Source organism: Amycolatopsis sp. NPDC043887, from assembly GCF_056435665.1.
Genome location: NZ_JBWKEB010000003.1, coordinates 298072 through 315495, shown reverse-complemented (window position 1 = coordinate 315495; position 17424 = coordinate 298072). Strand labels below are relative to the sequence as shown.

At 68.6% G+C, this 17424-nt stretch carries 16 protein-coding genes and 1 tRNA gene; 13 read left to right on the top strand and 4 right to left on the bottom strand.

The genetic code is table 11. The features are described 5' to 3' along the window. The first annotated feature begins 6 nt into the window (after positions 1-6). The 6 genes from AC069H_RS10860 to AC069H_RS10835 all read left to right on the top strand — a co-directional run bounded on the left by AC069H_RS10860 (position 7) and on the right by AC069H_RS10835 (position 7168). Complete coding sequence (locus tag AC069H_RS10860) at positions 7-1203, top strand: sensor histidine kinase (RefSeq protein ID WP_478232121.1); 1197 nt, start codon at positions 7-9, stop codon at positions 1201-1203. Then, positions 1200-1805 carry a response regulator transcription factor gene (locus tag AC069H_RS10855; RefSeq protein ID WP_478232120.1) on the top strand — a complete coding sequence of 202 codons (606 nt, stop codon included), beginning with the start codon at positions 1200-1202 and terminating at the stop codon, positions 1803-1805. The genes AC069H_RS10860 and AC069H_RS10855 overlap by 4 nt, the downstream gene beginning before the upstream one ends. Before the next feature lie 32 nt (positions 1806-1837). Then, positions 1838-2491, top strand: coding sequence for a YdcF family protein (locus AC069H_RS10850; protein WP_478227733.1), 654 nt, complete (start codon positions 1838-1840; stop codon positions 2489-2491). Positions 2492-2530: 39 nt separating this feature from the next. Beyond that, positions 2531-3799 (top strand): deoxyguanosinetriphosphate triphosphohydrolase, encoded by a 1269-nt coding sequence (locus AC069H_RS10845; protein ID WP_478232119.1) that lies wholly within the window; start codon positions 2531-2533, stop codon positions 3797-3799. A 313-nt stretch (positions 3800-4112) separates the two neighbouring features. Then, positions 4113-5189 carry a serpin family protein gene (locus AC069H_RS10840; RefSeq protein WP_478232118.1) on the top strand — a complete coding sequence of 359 codons (1077 nt, stop codon included), beginning with the start codon at positions 4113-4115 and terminating at the stop codon, positions 5187-5189. A gap of 182 nt (positions 5190-5371) precedes the next feature. Next, positions 5372-7168, top strand: coding sequence for a glycosyl transferase (locus tag AC069H_RS10835; RefSeq protein WP_478232117.1), 1797 nt, complete (start codon positions 5372-5374; stop codon positions 7166-7168). Here AC069H_RS10835 and AC069H_RS10830 read toward each other — a convergent pair. After that, positions 7158-8414 carry an aldehyde dehydrogenase family protein gene (locus AC069H_RS10830; protein WP_478232116.1) on the bottom strand — a complete coding sequence of 419 codons (1257 nt, stop codon included), beginning with the start codon at positions 8412-8414 and terminating at the stop codon, positions 7158-7160. The genes AC069H_RS10835 and AC069H_RS10830 overlap by 11 nt on opposite strands. 184 nt (positions 8415-8598) lie before the next feature. Between AC069H_RS10830 and AC069H_RS10825 the strand changes: the two genes are divergently transcribed. After that, a complete protein-coding gene (locus AC069H_RS10825; RefSeq protein ID WP_478232115.1) occupies positions 8599-9165 on the top strand; it encodes a carboxymuconolactone decarboxylase family protein in 567 nt (188 codons plus the stop codon). A 58-nt stretch (positions 9166-9223) separates the two neighbouring features. On the opposite strand, the gene AC069H_RS10820 is transcribed toward AC069H_RS10825, so the two are convergent. Next, complete coding sequence (locus tag AC069H_RS10820) at positions 9224-10162, bottom strand: sigma-70 family RNA polymerase sigma factor (protein WP_478232114.1); 939 nt, start codon at positions 10160-10162, stop codon at positions 9224-9226. 142 nt (positions 10163-10304) lie between these two features. Between AC069H_RS10820 and dnaG the strand changes: the two genes are divergently transcribed. Genes dnaG through AC069H_RS10805 form a run of 3 tightly spaced genes read left to right on the top strand, consistent with a single transcriptional unit; the run spans position 10305 to position 13525 of the window. After that, positions 10305-12212 (top strand): DNA primase, encoded by a 1908-nt coding sequence (dnaG, locus tag AC069H_RS10815; RefSeq protein ID WP_478227740.1) that lies wholly within the window; start codon positions 10305-10307, stop codon positions 12210-12212. A gap of 2 nt (positions 12213-12214) precedes the next feature. Continuing rightward, the gene (locus AC069H_RS10810) at positions 12215-12727 is read left to right on the top strand and encodes a hypothetical protein (protein WP_478232113.1); all 513 of its coding nucleotides are present in this window, start codon (positions 12215-12217) and stop codon (positions 12725-12727) included. A gap of 33 nt (positions 12728-12760) precedes the next feature. Further along, positions 12761-13525 carry a trans-aconitate 2-methyltransferase gene (locus AC069H_RS10805; protein ID WP_478232112.1) on the top strand — a complete coding sequence of 255 codons (765 nt, stop codon included), beginning with the start codon at positions 12761-12763 and terminating at the stop codon, positions 13523-13525. A 52-nt stretch (positions 13526-13577) separates the two neighbouring features. On the opposite strand, the gene AC069H_RS10800 is transcribed toward AC069H_RS10805, so the two are convergent. Next, positions 13578-13757 carry a hypothetical protein gene (locus AC069H_RS10800; RefSeq protein ID WP_007031230.1) on the bottom strand — a complete coding sequence of 60 codons (180 nt, stop codon included), beginning with the start codon at positions 13755-13757 and terminating at the stop codon, positions 13578-13580. 162 nt (positions 13758-13919) lie between these two features. On the opposite strand from AC069H_RS10800, the gene AC069H_RS10795 reads away from it, so the two are divergent. Beyond that, positions 13920-13992 (top strand) — tRNA-Asn (locus tag AC069H_RS10795). Between the two features lie 12 nt (positions 13993-14004). Here AC069H_RS10795 and AC069H_RS10790 read toward each other — a convergent pair. Continuing rightward, positions 14005-14139: a hypothetical protein gene (locus AC069H_RS10790; RefSeq protein ID WP_478232111.1), complete on the bottom strand. Its 135-nt coding sequence runs from the start codon at positions 14137-14139 to the stop codon at positions 14005-14007. 1110 nt (positions 14140-15249) lie between these two features. Between AC069H_RS10790 and AC069H_RS10785 the strand changes: the two genes are divergently transcribed. Together AC069H_RS10785 and AC069H_RS10780 are read left to right on the top strand one after the other, a co-directional pair. Beyond that, positions 15250-15681, top strand: coding sequence for a hypothetical protein (locus AC069H_RS10785; RefSeq protein WP_478232110.1), 432 nt, complete (start codon positions 15250-15252; stop codon positions 15679-15681). Positions 15682-16266: 585 nt separating this feature from the next. After that, entirely contained in the window at positions 16267-17169 is a 903-nt protein-coding gene (locus AC069H_RS10780; RefSeq protein ID WP_478232109.1) for a hypothetical protein, read from the top strand. Positions 17170-17424 lie beyond the last annotated feature (255 nt).

Here is a 17424-nt window from a genome sequence, read left to right as displayed (position 1 = left end):
GAACCGGTGAACGAGTACCCGGGCAGGGTGAAGACGGGTTTGGACGACCGGGAGAACTGGTGGTCGGACATGCCGCCGCGGACCGGGCGGGGGCCTCGGCCGGCGAAGTGGGCCGTACTGGGCACCGCCTTCGTCCTGCCGACCTTCATTCCCACGGTGGTCGAGCTGACCACCAGCGGGGTCACCGCGGAAACGCTGGTGGTCGTCGGTTTCCTGATCGCCTACGGCGCGTGTTATCTGCTGTTCCCGCTCGTACTGCGGCCTTCCCGGCGGAAGACGACCTACGTCTTTTCGGTGGTGATGCTGCTCATCGGCCTCATCCTGGTCTTCCTGCACGACAACAACCCGTACATCCTGATCTACGCGACGTCGGTGCTGGCCTTCACGCTGCCGCCGGCGTGGGCGGTGATCCTGGACGGCGGCGCCCTGCTGCTGGTGCTGGCCGTCCACCTGGCCGTCGGGAAGGACGATTTCGGTGACTTGGTGGCGGTCCTCTCGATCACGGCGGCGATGTTCTTCATGGCGAACCTGGTCCGCGCGGTGCGGAAACTGGAGGCGGCCAACCAGGAGATCGCGGCGCTCGCGGTGGCGGGTGAACGCGAGCGCCTGGCGCGGGATCTGCACGACATCCTCGGCCACAGTCTCACCACCATCACGGTCAAGGCCGGGCTCGCCCGCCGGATCCTGGAGAGCGGCAAGGACGACTCCCGCGCGCTGCAGGAGATCCGCGAGGTCGAGGGGCTGACCCGCAGCGCGCTCTCGGACATCCGGGCCACGGTCTCCGAGTATCGCGAGGTGTCGCTGTCGGCGGAGGTCGCCGGGGCGCGGGCGGCGTTGCGGGCGGCCGAGATCGACGCGGATCTGCCGCACGCGGTGGACAACGTCGATCCCGCCCTGCAGCGCACTTTCGGCTACGTGCTGCGGGAAGCGGTCACCAACGTGATCCGGCATTCCGGGGCGAAACGGGTGAAAGTCCGCCTCGGCAAGACCTGGCTGGAAGTCGAGGACGACGGTGAGGGTGGTGACGCCGCGGCGGGGAACGGCCTGCGCGGGCTCACCGAACGGTTGGACGCGGTCGGCGGGACCTTGACCGCTACCACGCCACCTGGGGGAGGATGGCTCGTCCGGGCGGAGGTACCCGCATCCGCCTTGCGGAGCGGCGCGCTCGCGCCACTCTCCGAACCCGCTGGAGGCTGCGCGTGATCCGGGTCCTGCTCGCCGACGACCAGGCGATGGTGCGCGGGGCGTTGGCCACCGTGCTCGGCCTCGAAGCCGACATCGAGGTGGTCGCCCAGGTCGGCTCGGGCGACGAAGTGCTCCAGCGGGCGAAGGAGACCGCTCCGGACGTCGCGCTGCTCGATGTCCAGATGCCGGGCAAGGACGGTCTCGAAGCCGCGGCCGAGCTGCACGGCGCGCTTCCGCTGTGCCGGATCATCATCTGCACCACCTTCGGCAGGCCCGGCTATCTCTCGCGGGCGATGGCCGCGGGGGCTGCGGGGTTCGTGGTCAAGGACGCTCCGCCGGAGCAGCTCGTGGACGCCGTCCGCAGGGTCCACGGTGGCCTCCGCGTGGTCGATCCCGCGCTCGCCGCCGAATCGCTCGCCACCGGCGCGAGCCCGCTCACCGGGCGCGAACACGACGTCCTCAGGGCCGCCAAGGGCGGCAGCACGGTGGCCGACGTCGCCCGTGCGCTGCACCTTTCGGAAGGAACCGTGCGCAACCATCTTTCGGCCGCGATGGGCAAGACCGGGGCGCGGACCCGGGCCGAGGCGGTGCGGCTCGCGGAAGAGCATGGCTGGCTCTGAGATCGACTCCCCGCTCTGCGAGAATCACCCGCGTGAGTACCGCCGAACGGACGAAACCGACTCGCGCGAACTGGGTGCGCCGGATCGTGGCGGGATTCCTGCTGGTCGTCGTCGCGGTGATCGGCGGAACGGCGTTCCGGGTCTGGCAGGTCGCGCGAGAGGACGTGCGCGACCGGGCCGACGTCATCGTGGTGCTCGGCGCGGCCCAGTACAACGGCAGGCCGTCGGAGATCTTCCAGGCCCGGCTGGCCAAGGCGAAGACGCTGTACGACCAGGGCGTGGCGAAGGTGATCGTCACCGCAGGCGGCAAGAAGGCGGACGACAACTACACCGAAGCGCACGCGGGCGCGCAGTGGCTGCGCAAACGCGGCGTGCCCACATCGGCGACGCTGCCGGTCGGCGAGGGCAGCGACACCCTGCGGAGCCTCCGCGCGGTCGCCGAGCAGGTGCGGAAACGGGGCTGGAAGACCGCGGTGCTGGTCAGCGACCCGTGGCACTCCTTCCGCGCCCGGGTGATGGCCGACGACCTCGGGCTCGAGACCTGGACGTCGCCCACCCATCGCGGCCCGATCGTGCAGACCCGCGAGACGCAGGCGCGCTACATCGTCCGCGAGACCGGCGCGCTGCTGTACTACCGCCTCACGAAGTCGCCGGCGGACAGTCTGTTCGGTACCGGCGAGGTCTGACGCCCGATAAGTGTCGGTGACCACGTTTAGTCTGGTCGGGTGGACACCTACACCGAGGCCGACAGGGCGCGCCTGCTGCCGGAGCGGCCCAAGGGCGCGGCGTTGGAAGGCGCCGCGGACGGGCGGAGCGCCTTCGCCCGTGATCGCGCCCGAGTGCTGCACTCGGCCGCTCTGCGCCGTCTGGCGGGCAAGACCCAGGTGGTCGGCCCGGGTGAAGGGGCCGAGGTCAGCGGCGTGCCCCGTACGCGGCTGACGCATTCGCTGGAGGTCGCCCAGATCGGCAGGGGCATCGCGGACGAGCTGGGCGCCGATCCCGATCTGGTGGACACCGCCGGCCTCGCGCACGACATCGGGCATCCGCCGTTCGGGCACAACGGCGAGCGCGCGCTGAACGAGGTCGCCCAGCCGTGCGGTGGTTTCGAGGGCAACGCGCAGACGTTGCGGATCCTCACCAGGCTGGAGCCCAAGGTCCTGCTCGAAGGCGGGGTCGTGGGCGGGCTGAACCTCACCCGCGCCTGTCTCGACGCCTCGACGAAGTACCCGTGGCAACGGGAAGAAGGCAATCCGAAGTACGGCGTCTACGCCGACGACGCCGAGGTGTTCGCGTGGGTCCGGGAAGGCGCCCCAGAGCGCCGCACCTGCCTGGAAGCCCAGATCATGGACTGGTCCGACGACGTCGCGTATTCCGTGCACGACGTGGAAGACGGGGTGCTGGCGGGCCGGATCTCGTTGCGGGTGCTGGCCGACGCGGAGGAACGCGCGGCGGTGGCCGAGGCGGCGCGAAGGTTCTCGCACCAGTCGCAGTCCACTTTGGAGGGTGCGGCGAAGGAACTGCTCGATCTGCCGGTGGTGGCCGAGCTCAGCGAACCGGGGCTCGACGGATCGCTCAAGGCGCAGGTCGCGTTGAAACGGCTGACGAGCGAGCTGGTCGGCCGGTTCGCGACGGCGGTCGTCGGCGCGACACGGGAGGTGTACGGCGAAGGGCCGCTGAGCCGCTACGCCGCGCGGCTGGTCATTCCGGAGCAGGTCGCGGCCGAGGTCGCGTTGTTCAAGGCGCTCGCGCTGCGGTACGTGATGAGCGACAGGCGGCGCCTCGCGATGCAGGACGGCCAGCGGCAGACACTCGCCGAACTGGTCGAGGCGCTGTGCCGTCGCGCGCCCGACGCGCTGGACGGGCTGTTCCTTCCCGCGTGGGAGGCCGCCCCGGACGACGCGGCGCGCCTGCGCGTGGTCGTCGACCAGGTGGCGTCGCTCACGGACGCGCAGGCCTACGCGTGGCACGCCTGGCACACGGGCAGGCACGGCTGAGGCCTTCATCTACAGCAAAGGGTGGTGAAGGCCCCCTTGCCTACCCTGACGGTAGTGAAGGAGGCCTTCACTACCCGTTCGGTGCTCCCGATGTGGCATTGGAGGCGTTGAGCGTCCCCGATGCCGCATCGGGGACACCGCTGTCCCGGCGTCGAAGCTGATGTTCTGAAGGCCCGCTTTGAGGGGTTCACCGTCTCAAAGGGGGCCTTCAGGGCACGACACCTTCGACTTACCTCTTTAGAGAACCCGGATCGCCCAAGGCGGAACCTTCGGACAGGAGACGGGCGGGCCCGTCCACGGTACGGTCTGCGGCATGGGCGCTGTCGAAAGCCACCTCCGGTTTGGTCTGGACCTCTATCGGGTGCTGGCGAGCCGCGCGGAGAACGCGTGCTTCTCGCCGTACTCGATCGCGAGCGCGCTCGGCCTGGTGACGCAGGCCGCCAAGGGGAAGACCAGAGAAGAGCTGATCGCCCTGCTCGGCGACCCGGACGAGCTGGCCGACCTGCTGGGCAAGGCCTCGTCGCTGCTCGACGACGGCCCCGAACTCGCGGTCGCGAACACGCTCTGGGCCTGGGACGGGCTCCCGCTCGAGGGCTCCTTCCGCGAGGAACTCGCCACCTGGCCGGGCGGGAAGGTCGAGAGCGCCCCGTTCGGCGACGATCCGGAGGCCGCGCGACGGCTGATCAACGCCGACGTCGCCGAGGCCACCCGCGAACTGATCCCCGAACTGCTGAAGCCGGGGACCGTCGCGCCGGACACCGTCGCCGCGATCGTCAACGCCCTGTATCTCAAAACCGCCTGGACCAACCCGTTCTCGCGTGACAACACCGCGCCCGCGGACTTCCACGCGCCCTCCGGCACCCGTACGGTGCCGACGATGTGGCTCGAAAAGCGGCTCGACCACACCCACGAGGACGGCTGGCAGGTCGTCCGCCTCGGCGCCGAGGGTGGGGTGGAGGCGGTCGTCCTGCTTCCGGACGGCGATCTCGACGACGCAGAACTCGACGCGGGCAAGCTGGCGCGGCTGCTGGAGAACACGCGGTCCAAGACCATCGCCCTGTCGCTGCCGAAACTCGACCTCGACGTCGACAGCCCGCTGACGGCGAAACTCCAGGACCTCGGGGTGCGGACGATGTTCACCGCCGACGCCGACCTCACCGGGCTCGCCGACGACGATCGGCTCGAAGTGTCCGAGGTCCTCCACCAGTCCGTGCTCCGTATCGACGAACAAGGCCTCGAAGGCGCCGCCGCGACGGCGGTGCTGATGCGGCTGACGTCGCTCATCGTCGACGAACCCCTGGAGGTCGCCGTCGATCGGCCCTTCCTTCTGCTCGTCAGGCATGCCTCGACGGGTGTGATCTACTTTCTCGCCCGCGTTGTCGAGCCGTGAGGATGGTCAGTGAGTCTTTTCCAGGCTAAGTGGTCACCATCGGAAGTCCTCCGGGGGTCTCGACGGCCCAGCTTCCCGCTGGACGCACGGCCGTGAGACCCGAGTACAGCCCGGTACGAGGGCCCCACGGCCGCACGCCCAGCGAAAACCTGGATCCGTCGAATACCCCCGAAGGACTTCCGATGGCAACCACTGAGGCGGCGGAGGTGGAGGCCGAGAAGACTCCCACGAGACCCCGCCGGTTCGCCGCCACCGACGCCGCCATCATGGGCGGCTTCCTGCTGTTCGCCTTCCTGCTCTACAACGGGCTCTGGCTCGATCTCAAGGAGGGCTATCTCTGGAACAGCGCGTCGGACCAGAACCTGTGGGAGTGGTTCTTCTCCGTCACCGCGGACAACGTGCTGCACCTGAGGAATCCGCTCAGTTCGCATTTCCAGAACCATCCGCTCGGCGTGAACCTGATGGCCAACACGGCCATGCTCGGCATCGGCATCCCGCTTTCGCCGGTCACGCTCACCTTCGGCCCGACTGTCACCTGGGCCATCGCGCTCACCGGCGGTCTCGCCGGCACCGCGGCGGCCTGGTACTGGGTCTTCTCGCGGCATCTGGTCACCCACCGGGTCGGCGCGGCCATCGGCGGCGCGTTCGCCGGCTTCGCCCCGCCGATGATCTCGCACGGCAACGCGCACCCGAACTTCGTCGCGTGGTTCGTCCTGCCGTTCATCGCGCTGCTGGTCTTCAAGATCGCCCGCGGCGAACGGCCCGTCCGCAACGGGATCTTCCTCGGCCTGCTGGCGGCGTACCAGATCTTCCTCGGTGAGGAACCGCTGCTGATCTTCGCGATGGCGTTCGCGATCTTCGCCATCGCCTACTTCGCGACGAATTACCGCGAGTTCCCGCCGATGGCGAAACCGCTGGGGATCGGCGTCGGCATCGGGGTCCTCGTGGCGCTCGTGCTGTGCGCTTTCCCGCTGTGGTGGCAGTTCTTCGGCCCGCAGAGCTATCAGGCGATCGAGCACGGCCCGGTCGGGAACGACACGGCCGCGTTCACCCGGTTCGCGACGCAGTCGGTCGCCGGGCAGCCGCAGGCCGCCGCGGACGTGTCGATGAACCGCACTGAGGAGAACGCCTTCTTCGGCTGGCCGTTGATCGTGCTGATGGTGGTCATCACCGCGTGGCTGTGGCGCGAGGTGTTCGCGCGGGCGCTGGCGATCTCGATGTTCGTGATGGCCTGGCTCTCGCTCGGTGTGCAGATCATCGTGGTGCACGAGGAGACCGGGATCCCGGGACCGTGGAAACTCTTCTCGGAACTGCCGCTGTTCGAGTCGCTGCTGGAGTCGCGGCTCGCGATGGGCTGCATCCCGCTGATCGGCGCTCTGCTGGCGCTGGCGACCGAGCGCGTCTACGCGGTCGCGTCGAAACTCCCCGAAGTGCCGGGGGAGCGGCGATTCCCGTTGCGGCTGCTGTGGATCGGCGTCGTCATCGCGGTACTGCTGCCGATCGCGCCGACGCAGCTGATCGTGAAGGAACGGCCGCCGACGCCGAGGTTCCTCGCCGACGGCACCTGGCGGAGCTATGTCGCGCCCGGCGGGACCGTGGTCCCCGTGCCGTTGCCGAGTTCCGGCGAATCCGAACCGCTGCACTGGCAGATCGACGCGGGCCTCGGCTATTCGATGCCGGAGGGATACTTCGTCGGGCCGAGCGGTCCTGACGACAAACGCGGCCGCTACGGCGCCGTCCAGCGGCCGACGTCGATCATCTTCGACCAGATCAAGCAGACCGGGATACCGCCGACGATCACCGATTCGCAGCGGGTGCAGGCGCTGGAGGATCTGCGGTACTGGAACGCCGACGTGCTCGTGCTGATCCCGCGCGAACACCAGGACGCCTTCCGGACCACCGTGGACCTGCTGCTGCGGAAGCCCGCCGAGTTCGTCGACGGCGTCTGGGTGTGGGACGTCCGGACGATCACCCCCTGAGGCCGGCGCGGCTCGCGGACCATCGCGAGCCCGCGAACGGTCCGTCCACGGACATCGCCAGGTGCTCGTTGACCCGGACCGTCCCGCTGCCGAGCCGTGCCGCGACTTCGGCGGCGTACTCCTCGTCCGCGCCCCACACCGATCCGCACAAGCCGGACGCCGTGGCGTTCGCCAGCCCGACCGCTTCGTCCACTGTGGAGCATCGGACCACCGGCAGCACCGGGCCGAACTGTTCCTCGGTCACGACTCGCATACCGTCGTGCGCCTCGGCGAGGATCGCCGGGGCGAAGAAGTACCCGGGTCCGTCGAGTGGTCCGCCGGTCACGATCCTCGCGCCGTCCGCCCGTGCCTCGTCGGTGAGACCGGTGACGCGGTCGTACCGCGGCCGGTTGTTCACCGGGCCGAGCTGTGTGCCGGGTGTCCGTCCGTCGCCGACCACGACCCGGGTCGCCACGGCCGCCAGCGCCTCGACGACGCCGTCGTGGACGGACCCGACGGCGTAGACCCGCTCGACCGCCACGCCGATCTGGCCGCAGTTGGCGAAGGCGCTCCAGAAGAGCCGTTCCGCGATGGCGGCCGGATCCGTGCCGGGGAGGACGATCGCGGGATCGTTGCCGCCCAGTGCCAGCGTCAGCCGTCGCCATTCCGGCGCGGACGCGGCGGCCATCCGCTTCCCGGTGTCCGCCGATCCGGTGAAGTCGACCTTCCGGATCCCGGGATGGGCGAGCAGACGCTCGCCGAGGGGGTCGTGTCCGGTGAGCACGGTCAGCACGCCCGGCGGCAGCACCTGCGCCAGCATCCGGCCGAGGTGCAGCGTGGTGAGCGGGGTGCGCGGCGACGGCTTGAGCACCACCGTGTTCCCGGCGGCGAACGCCGGCGCGAGTTTCGCGACGGCCGACTGCACAGGGAAGTTCCACGACGTGATCGCGGCGACCGGTCCTTGGCCGTCGGCCCGCGGTCCGGGCCGCAGCCCGGCGAAGTACCGGAACCGCGACGCCGCCCCGGCGAACTCGGCGTTGGCCTCGTGAAGCGGTTTCCCCTGCTCTTCGGAGAGCACGGGGGCCAGCACGGGCGCGGCCTCCTCGACGACGACCGCGCACGACGTCAGCGCCGCGCGCCGATCCGAGGCGTGCCAAGCGGGCCAGGCCTCGGCGGCGGCGCGTACCGCTTTGTCGACTTCGGCTGGCCCGCAGTCGGGGACGGCCGTGATCCGTTGTCCGGTGGCGGGATCCTCGACGGCGAGCATCGGTCCTCCTCGGTGGAAGGAAAAGTGCCGACTCGCCAGCGTACCTTCGATGATCGACTGGCGGTTCCGGCGAAAAGGCGAAAGACGGCCCTCCTGCCGCGTGGCGCACGTCACCGATGGTGCTGTCACGTCCGCGCGGGCAGTCTCGTCCATTCGGTGATCGCAACCGCACGAGGAGGACACCATGCCGCGTATTCCCGCCGTGAAGACCGCCGAAGCCGGCTTCCTGCTGAAGCTGTTCTACAAGTTCGCCGGCAAGCGCTTCGGCGCCGTGCCCGAGCCGATGGCCGTCTACGCGCACCACCCGGCGCTGCTCCGGGCGAACGGCATGCACGAAATGATGGCGGAGAAGGCCAGCAAGACGCTGCCGTCGAACGTGCGCGAGCTGGCCGTGTACCGCGTCGCGACCCAGCTCGGCTGCTCGTGGTGCGTCGACTTCGGGACCATGCTGCAGCTGCACGAGGGCCTCGACATCGAACGGCTGAAGAACATCGACGACTACGCGAAGTCGCCCGCGTTCACCCACCAGGAACGGCTCGCGCTCGCGTACGCCGACGCGATGACCGCGAGCCCGGTGACCGTCACCGACGAGCAGGTCGCCGAGCTGGAACGGGAGTTCGGCCGCAAAGGCGTCATCGAGCTGACCTACCAGATCGGCCTCGAGAACATGCGTGCCCGGATGAACAGCGCGCTCGACATCACCGCGCAGGGCTTCACCTCGGGCGACGCCTGCAAGATCCCGCTTCCCTGAGACTCCCGCGTTCAGTCCTCTGAATGCGCCCTGGGCGCATTCAGAGGACTAAACGCGGTCAGGGGCCGACGCGGGTCCGCGCGGTGGTGAGCTTGTCCGGGTTCGCCATGTCGTAGATCGCGACGATCTTCCCGTCGCGGATGACGAACGCGTCGACGTGCTCGTCGAGCGCCCGGTACCGGTCCGAACCGGGCTGAGGCGGGAGGTAGACCCCGAGGTCGCCGTTGACCAGCGCGAACCTCGCCTGCTCCATCCCCGCCGGGTCGTACATTCGCATGAGGCCCTGGAACAGCCGGGTGACCTTGTCGAACCCGGCGACCGTGTGGATCGCCGTGCGGGCCTTGCCGCCGCCGTCGCCGACGAGGACGACGTCGGGATGCAGCACCTCGGCCACCGCCTGGATGTCGCCGGTGAGCATCGCGGTCATGAACTTCTCGATGATCTGCTGCTGTTCGGCGAGCGCCGTCCGGGGCGGCGGATCGGCGTCCGCGACCGCGCGGCGGCCGCGGGAACCGTGCTGGCGCGCGGTTTCCGGTGTGCAGCCCAGGATCTCGGCGATCTCGCCGAACGGCACCGAAAACGCGTCGTGCAGAACGAACGCGACGCGTTGTTCCGGCGTCAGCCGGTCGAGGACCACCATCGCCGCCATGCGCATCCCGTCGTCGCGGACGGCGACGGTCAGCGGATCCTCCGGCGACGGCGTGCCCAGCGGGCCGAGGACGGGTTCGGGCAGCCATTCGCCGACGTACCGCTCGCGGCGCACCACCGCGGACCGCAGCCGGTCGAGGCAGATACGGCTGACGACGGTGGTCAGCCAGCCCTTGTGGTCTTCGATGGCCGAGCGACGTCGTTCGTCCAGGCCGCTCAGGCGCAGCCACGACTCTTGGACCGCGTCCTCGGCGTCGGACAGCGTGCCGGTCAGCCGGTAGGCGACCGACACCAGATGGGGGCGCAGCGCGGCGAAATTCCCGGCGAGTTCGTCCAGGGCGGTGCTCATTCCCCGAGTGTGCCGTACAGCGCTCGGGGAGCGGGAGGTCAGGCCGTGTCCGGTCAGTCACTTCGCGGTCTTCGCGCCCGGGCGGCCACTGACCTGGATCACGAAGCCCATCGAAGCGACTGACCGGACACGGCCTAGAGTGATGAGCGTGGCAGGACGGATTCGGGAGAGCGACATCGCGGAGGTGCGCGAGCGCAACCGGATCGACGAGGTCATCGGTGACTACGTGGCCCTCCGCAACGCCGGCGGCGGCAGCCTGAAAGGGCTTTGCCCGTTCCACAACGAGAAGACCCCGTCGTTCAATGTGCGCCCCACCCACGGCACCTTCCACTGCTTCGGCTGTGGCGAAGGCGGTGACGTGATCAAGTTCATCCAGAAGATGGACCTGATCTCGTTCGTGGAAGCCGTCGAGCGCCTCGCGGATCGCGTGGGGTTCCGGCTGACCTACGAAGGCGGCGGCGGAAGCGTCCAGCGTGATCGCGGCACCCGCTCCCGGCTGATCGAGGCGCACCGCGCCGCGCAGGAGTTCTACGCCGAGCAGTTGCTCACCCCGGACGCGCGGGCGGCGCGGGACTTCCTGTCCGAACGGGGTTTCGACGCGGCCGCCGCGCAGACGTTCGGCTGCGGGTACGCGCCCGCGGGCTGGGACAAGCTCACGAAACATCTGCTCAATCGCGGGTTCGAGGTCAAGGAACTGCTCACGGCCGGGCTGGCCAAGGAGGGGCAGCGCGGGCCGATGGACCGGTTCAACCGGCGGCTGCTCTGGCCCATCCGCGACGTCGGCAACGAGGTGGTCGGGTTCGGCGCGCGGCGCCTGTACGACGACGACCGCGTCTCGGCGAAGTACCTGAACACGGCGGAATCGCCGATCTACAAGAAGTCGCAGGTGATGTTCGGCCTCGACCTGGCCAAACGCGAGATCGCGAAGCGGCACCAGGTCGTCGTCGTCGAGGGCTACACCGACGTGATGGCGATGCACGCCGCCGGTGTCCCGACGGCCGTCGCGTCGTCGGGGACGGCGTTCGGCGAGGACCACATGAAGGTCCTCCGGCGGCTGATGATGGACGACGACGCCTTCCGCGGCGAAGTGATCTTCACCTTCGACGGTGACGAGGCGGGCCAGAAGGCGGCGCTGAAGGCGTTCGAGGGCGACCAGACCTTCGCGGGGCAGACCTACATCGCGGTCGCCCCCGACGGCATGGACCCCTGCGAGCTGCGGCTCGCCAAGGGCGACGCCGCGGTGCGAGACCTGGTCGCGCGGCGGATCCCGCTGTTCGAGTTCGCGATCAAGAGCATGCTCAAGGCGTTCGACCTCGACTCCGTCGACGGTCAGGTGGCGGCGCTGCAGAAGACCGTCCCGATGGTCGCGGGGATCAAGGACCGCGCCAGCCGCGACGGTTACGCGTCGAAGCTCGCGTGGTGGGTCGGCTGGCAGGACGCGGCGCAGGTGGTGAACCGGGTGCGCGGCAGCGCGGGGGCCACGGCGAAACGCTCCGCCACCGTCGAGGTCCGGCGGCCCGCTCCCTCCTCGGCGGCGGCCGCGGCCGAGGAGGACCTGCCCAGGCCCGCGCCCGGCGACCCGCGGTTCATCGCGCAGCGTGAGGCGCTCAAGGCGGCGCTGCAGCAACCGATGCTCGCCGGGGCCGAGTACGACTCGCTCCCCGAGGACGCGTTCACCCATCCGGTTTACGTCACCATCCACAAGGCGTTGCTGGCCGCCGGGGGAGCGGGCTCCGGGCTGACCGGACCCGCCCTGCTCGACGCCGCCGCCCCGCACTGCCCGCAGGGGACGGTGCGGCGAGTGCTCAGCGAGCTTTCGGTGGAACCGTTGCGCGCCAAGGGCGAGGTCGATTCGCGCTATATCTCCGCGCAACTCGCGGCGGTGCAGGAGAGCCTCGTCGGCCGCCAGATCAACGAGATCAAGTCGAAGCTCCAGCGGCTTTCCCCGGTCGAGGCGCCGGACGACTACCGCGCCCTGTTCGGCGACCTCGTCGCGCTCGAGCAGTACCGGAAGGCGTTGAAGGAACAGGCCATCGGCGGATTGGACTGAGCATGGGCTGGCTGCGTCACCTGCTGGGTGACCGTGTCCCGGCGGATTTCGACGGCTCGCTCGACGACGGCGAGCACGTCGTCGGCGGCGCGGCGGTCGAGGGCGGCGGATACCTGCTGGTCACGGCGCTGGGCCTGTGGATACCGGGGCCGCGCCGGGTCGGCTGGCATCTGGTCGGCAAGGCCGCGTGGTCCGACGGCGTGCTGACCCTGACCGAGTCCGAGGAGACCGGGACCGCGGGGAACGCCGTGCTGCTGGCCGACAAGGCCCCGGTCCGGTTCCGGCTGCCCAAGCCCGGCAAGGTCCCGATCCTGGTGCGGCAGCGGGTCGACGGCTCGGTCCGGGGACGGCACCGCAAGGACCTCGGAACCGGGGGAGCGTGGTTCGTCGAGCGCAAGGTCCCCGGTCAGGACGGCACGGTGCTTCAGGTACGCCCCGATCCGGGCACCGACGGCGACGTCGTCAAGGCGATCGCCGAGGAAGCGGCCAGGAAGCTGGCGAAGCCCGGCGGCTAGCAGTACGCTCGTACTGTATCGCTGGGAGGCGCCATGTGGGATCCGGTCAAGTACCTCGACTACGCCGACCTGCGGGCCAGGCCGTTCCACGACCTCGTCGGGCGGATACCCGCCGACCAGCCCCGCCGGGTCGCCGACCTCGGCTGCGGACCCGGCAACCTGACCGCCGGCCTGGCGGAACGCTGGCCCGGCGCGATCATCGAGGCGAGCGACAGCTCACCGGAAATGGTCGAAGCCGCCCGTTCACGCGGCGTCGACGCGCGAGTGCTCGACGTCAACGACTGGGTGCCCGGACCGGACACCGACGTGGTCATCTCGAACGCCGTGCTCCAGTGGGTCCCGGAGCACCGCGACCTGCTCCGCCGCTGGGTGAGCCTCCTGCCGTCCGGGGCGACGCTCGCGTTCCAGGTCCCCGGCAACTTCGATGCCCCGTCGCATGCCCTGGTCCGCGCCCTCGCACGCACCGAGGAGTGGGCTCCGCGCCTCGCCGACGTCGTCCTGCGGGAGAACGAGGCCGTCGACAGCCCGCTCGGCTACGGGAACCTGCTGGCCGACGAGGGATGCGCGGTCGACGCCTGGGAGACGACGTATCTGCAGCAGCTGACCGGGGAGAACGCCGTACTCGAATGGATCACCGGCACCTCGCTTCGGCCGGTCAAGGAGGCCCTGCCGGGGGAGGACTGGGACCACTTCCGGGCTCAGATCGCCCGGAAGCTGGACGAGGTCTACCCGCCGCGTCCCGACGGGACCACCTGGTTCGAGTTCCGGCGCGTCTTCGTGGTCGCCGTCGTGCCGTGAAAGGGGCCCTCCGCCAATGGCGAAGGGCCCCTTCGGTTCGTCTCGGGCACGGTCAGCGCTGAGGCCGCCCGAACCGCTCACCGACCTTGGCGCGAGCGACCCCGGCGGCGCCCTGCACCATGGGGTGGTCAGCGATCTTGCGGTAGGTCCGCACGATCTGCTCGTACCGCCCCCGGCCGGCCTTCGCGCCCAGCACGTAGCCCGCGGCCGCGCCCAGCAGGAACATCTTCATCCGAGTCCACGCCTCCGTTCAATCTTGCTCCAGCCGTCATTGTCCCTCAAAACGCGGGCTTGACGAGGTGATCCCCGAAGTGGGGGGTGGGTGCGCGGCTGCCGGGGGCATGGGCTAAAGTTCTCTCATCGGTCGGAGCGATCCGGCCGGTACGGAGCACAATCCCCTGTAGCTCAACTGGCAGAGCATTCGGCTGTTAACCGGAGGGTTCTTGGTTCGAGTCCAAGCGGGGGAGCACAGAGTTCCTTCAGGAGAGCCCAGGCCACGCGGCCTGGGCTTCTTCGTGTTCGGGGTCCAGGTGCGGCGTGCTGAAGATCGTGGCTGTGGCGGTGCCCAGCGTGCTGCTCTCGGGTAGACGGCTTTCCGCGGAAAGCGGAGTCACCAAGGGCAAGCTTTCTGACCTGCGAGAACAGCCTTGAGTTGATCGGCGGGCCGATCGTGCCCTGCGGGGGGCCGGTTCCGGATCACCGCCTCGGCGGTGGCGCGGTCGGCCATGTCGCCACCAGGTCGCCACCCTGAGCGGGAGGTGATGAGCAGGACCGTGAGAACAGGTCCAGCTTCGCCCGCGGCCGTCCAGGAGCCGGGACTCGAGCGAAGACCTGCGACAGGCAGGTACATCGCGGGCCCCGGCGGCACGGCGCCGGTCGGCCCGGTGATCGTGATGACGGCAGTCGGCGCTCGCAACGTCCGTGCCGGGCCGAGCACGCCAGGACACCGAGCACGCGGTCGCGACCAGGAGCGCCGGCGGTGCCGCCAGGCCGAGCACCGAATGCCCCGCCCGGTTCATCAAGGACGGGGCGATCCCAATGCCATGTAGCTTAAGTTGATCTTGGATGGGGGTCTTGATCGTAAGCGGTGAGGATTGCCGCAGGTCACGCGCTCGGTTGCCCTGGCCGACAGAACCCGAAACGCCACTCACGACCAACCCGACCCGCGACCAGGCCGAAGGCGCCCTTCGTCGCATCAGGCGCAGCGAAGGGAGCCTTCACCCCACCTGTCAACGTCGTCCAAGGTCAACTTAAGCCACGTGATATTGGGGCGACCCCGGCGCCGCGGGCGAGCGACCACCACGATCATGACTCCGGTGACGATCGCACCGGTGCGCAGCAGGAACGTGACCGTGCGCGCGGCGGTCACCGGGGGGAAGTCGCCGACGGCGTCTTCGACCAGGGGACACAAGGGACAGGGCGTCTGGTTCGACAGGCGTTCGCACGGACCGCGTCACCTCGACACCTCGCACACGGACCTCTCCCTTGCGCATTTTGGCGCAGTCGCTCGGCCAAACGAGGTGGCCGGGTAGAGTTCGCCGTCGGCGGGTTCGCCTGTCGTCATGGGCGCACGGGTTAATCGCGAACAGTGTTCCTTCTTGTGGAATATTTCACATCGGTCAGTGACGACTATTCGCCATGCGGATATCTTTAGCTGTTCATGGAATTCTGCAATGCTACTGAGGTCATATTAAAAATCGGCCGATACGGGAGGAGTAATGTCGATGAAATGGCAAGTTCGCGGCCGTTCGACCGTCGCGCTCACGGCTGGTTTCGCGCTCATGTCGGGCGGGTCGGCGCTGGTGGCGCCAGAGGCGGCGGCTGATCGCAAGGACCTGGGGGAAATCAGGGTGTGCAAACAGGTTCGCGGTTTCGAAGACGTGAAGGGGAAGTTCAGATTCATCATCCGTCAACCTGGCGAAGGAAAGATCGCGGAGTGGCTGTTGCGCGGCTGGGAGTGCCGCTCGGAGCCAAAGCTTGCTGTTGGCAGTTATCAGGTGAGGGAACGGGACATGCCCAAGAACTGCGAGGTCGTCAACATCAGGGTGCAGGGACCTTTCGAGCGCATCAATGTGAAGAGAGCTACCGCCGTGGTCAAGGTTGTGAAGGACAGGGTCACCACGGTCACCTTCGTCGACCACTGCCGGAAGGATTAGCCGCGGTCCGCGAGTTCCCGCCGGTGGGGACTCGCGGCATCACATGGTTGATGGACCGCGGTGCCAAGGCTGGTCCCCGCGGGGTCGAAGGCGGGGGAATTACCATCGAGTCCACTCCGAACCTGGGACGTCCGCCGCGGGACCGGAGTGGATCCGCGCGCGAGAGCCGGAGGTCAAGGATGTCTGCTGGCCGCTTCGACGTCGATGGACGAGTCCTCGCCGTGATCAGGGCGGGTCTTGCGCAAGAATGCGGCTTCATCGCGCCGCATGTGGCTTGGATTCGAGGGAAATTCACCTTCAGCGAACGGCCGGCGCAGGGATCAGGTGGCCGTGACCACGTGTCTGCAAGGGTTTCAGCCTCTCCGGGGTGACCGGTTCCTCGTCGGTGCCATCAGCCGGCGGGGCCTCGTAGGGGAAAATGATCAAGAATCTGAATGCGCTAGCCGGATCCGTCTTGGTGCCTGGCCATTGGAATCGCAGCTCCAGGCAGTATCACCGTTTCCTGCATCCAAGCCAGGTATGCATTATTCTTGATGGGAAGCACTGGACCTTCTGCTGAACGACCGCCGGTAATACACTTCTCGAATGCGCAGCAGATCTCGAACCATCGCCGTGGTCAGCGTAGCTGTCACACTGGCGATTGTCCTGGTGGTGATCTTCAAGCTCGGACGCGGGCCTCAGGAATCGTCCAGGGGCCTCGATCTGGCCCCGCATATCTCGTCCTTCGTCGCCGGACTTGATGCAGAACGGCCGTATCGGTCACCGAATGTGGCTGAACGCCGTGCTGGGGCCGATGGGTTCACCGCGCTCCTCGACCGCGGGGAGGCGACCGGATCCCGGCTTGACGAGCTGGGATTTTCCGTTCATGACGGTGTCGACTCGGCGACCGGCCGAGGTTACACGCTCGTGATGAACGAACCTGAATCCGAGCGTGCCTGGGGCGTCTACCTGATCGATCGTTCAGCACCTCCGTCGATCGTTGTCGAGGTACCGCATCCCAACTCGGACCTGCGCACCGAACAGATGGGATTGTCCTACTTCAGAATGGTCCCCGGTGCGGTGCTGCTGATGGCGGGAGCTCACCGGCGCGCCGGTACACAAGCAGATGTCGCGCATCGGGAGAATTCCATGTTTCACGCCATCGCCACGGAATTGGCCGAACGCGGGTACGGTCAAATTCAGCTCCACGGATTTCACGACTCGAGCCAACCCGGCAAGGATATCGTGCTCTCCACCGGGGCGGCCGAGGTCGATGACATGGCGTTGGGCGTGGCCGATCGGCTGACGGCGGCCGGATTCGCGCTGTGTCATGCCTGGACTGAATCGTGCCGCGGCCTCGAGGGTGACACCAATGTGCAGGGAAAGATGGCGGCTGCCAAACGCACGGCTTTCGTGCATATCGAGGTGAATAGCACAATTCGCGCCGACGAACGCGGCAGGGAGGCCGTTGTAAGCGCCCTTGTCGCCGCACGTACTGCGAGGTACTGAACGACGGACACCCCCTGCCCCAGGAGGACACCCGCGTGCCCCAACTGGCGGAGTGAGGGCGGCTGACGTCGTCGGCGGGTCACGGAAGCAGGCCCGTGGCCTCGCTGAGTGCACCCGTACCATCTCGGTGTGTGACGGCGAGTAGTGGTCATTGTCGAGATTCCGCCGACGATTCCTGTAACCAGGGGCCAGAGAACCAGGTCATCATGCGTTGACGCAGTCGACCTACGGATGACAAAGGAGAGCGGACGTGCC

What these genes read in the sequence shown, in the direction of transcription:
- AC069H_RS10825 (WP_478232115.1), top strand. Translation starts at nt 8,599, where the DNA reads ATGCCGCGTATTCCCGCCGTGAAGACCGCCGAAGCCGGCTTCCTGCTG.
- AC069H_RS10810 (WP_478232113.1), top strand. Translation starts at nt 12,215, where the DNA reads ATGGGCTGGCTGCGTCACCTGCTGGGTGACCGTGTCCCGGCGGATTTC.
- AC069H_RS10785 (WP_478232110.1), top strand. Translation starts at nt 15,250, where the DNA reads ATGAAATGGCAAGTTCGCGGCCGTTCGACCGTCGCGCTCACGGCTGGT.
- AC069H_RS10835 (WP_478232117.1), top strand. Translation starts at nt 5,372, where the DNA reads ATGGCAACCACTGAGGCGGCGGAGGTGGAGGCCGAGAAGACTCCCACG.
- AC069H_RS10830 (WP_478232116.1), bottom strand. Translation starts at nt 8,414, where the DNA reads ATGCTCGCCGTCGAGGATCCCGCCACCGGACAACGGATCACGGCCGTC.
- AC069H_RS10820 (WP_478232114.1), bottom strand. Translation starts at nt 10,162, where the DNA reads ATGAGCACCGCCCTGGACGAACTCGCCGGGAATTTCGCCGCGCTGCGC.
- AC069H_RS10840 (WP_478232118.1), top strand. Translation starts at nt 4,113, where the DNA reads ATGGGCGCTGTCGAAAGCCACCTCCGGTTTGGTCTGGACCTCTATCGG.
- dnaG (WP_478227740.1), top strand. Translation starts at nt 10,305, where the DNA reads ATGAGCGTGGCAGGACGGATTCGGGAGAGCGACATCGCGGAGGTGCGC.
- AC069H_RS10800 (WP_007031230.1), bottom strand. Translation starts at nt 13,757, where the DNA reads ATGAAGATGTTCCTGCTGGGCGCGGCCGCGGGCTACGTGCTGGGCGCG.
- AC069H_RS10805 (WP_478232112.1), top strand. Translation starts at nt 12,761, where the DNA reads ATGTGGGATCCGGTCAAGTACCTCGACTACGCCGACCTGCGGGCCAGG.
- AC069H_RS10780 (WP_478232109.1), top strand. Translation starts at nt 16,267, where the DNA reads ATGCGCAGCAGATCTCGAACCATCGCCGTGGTCAGCGTAGCTGTCACA.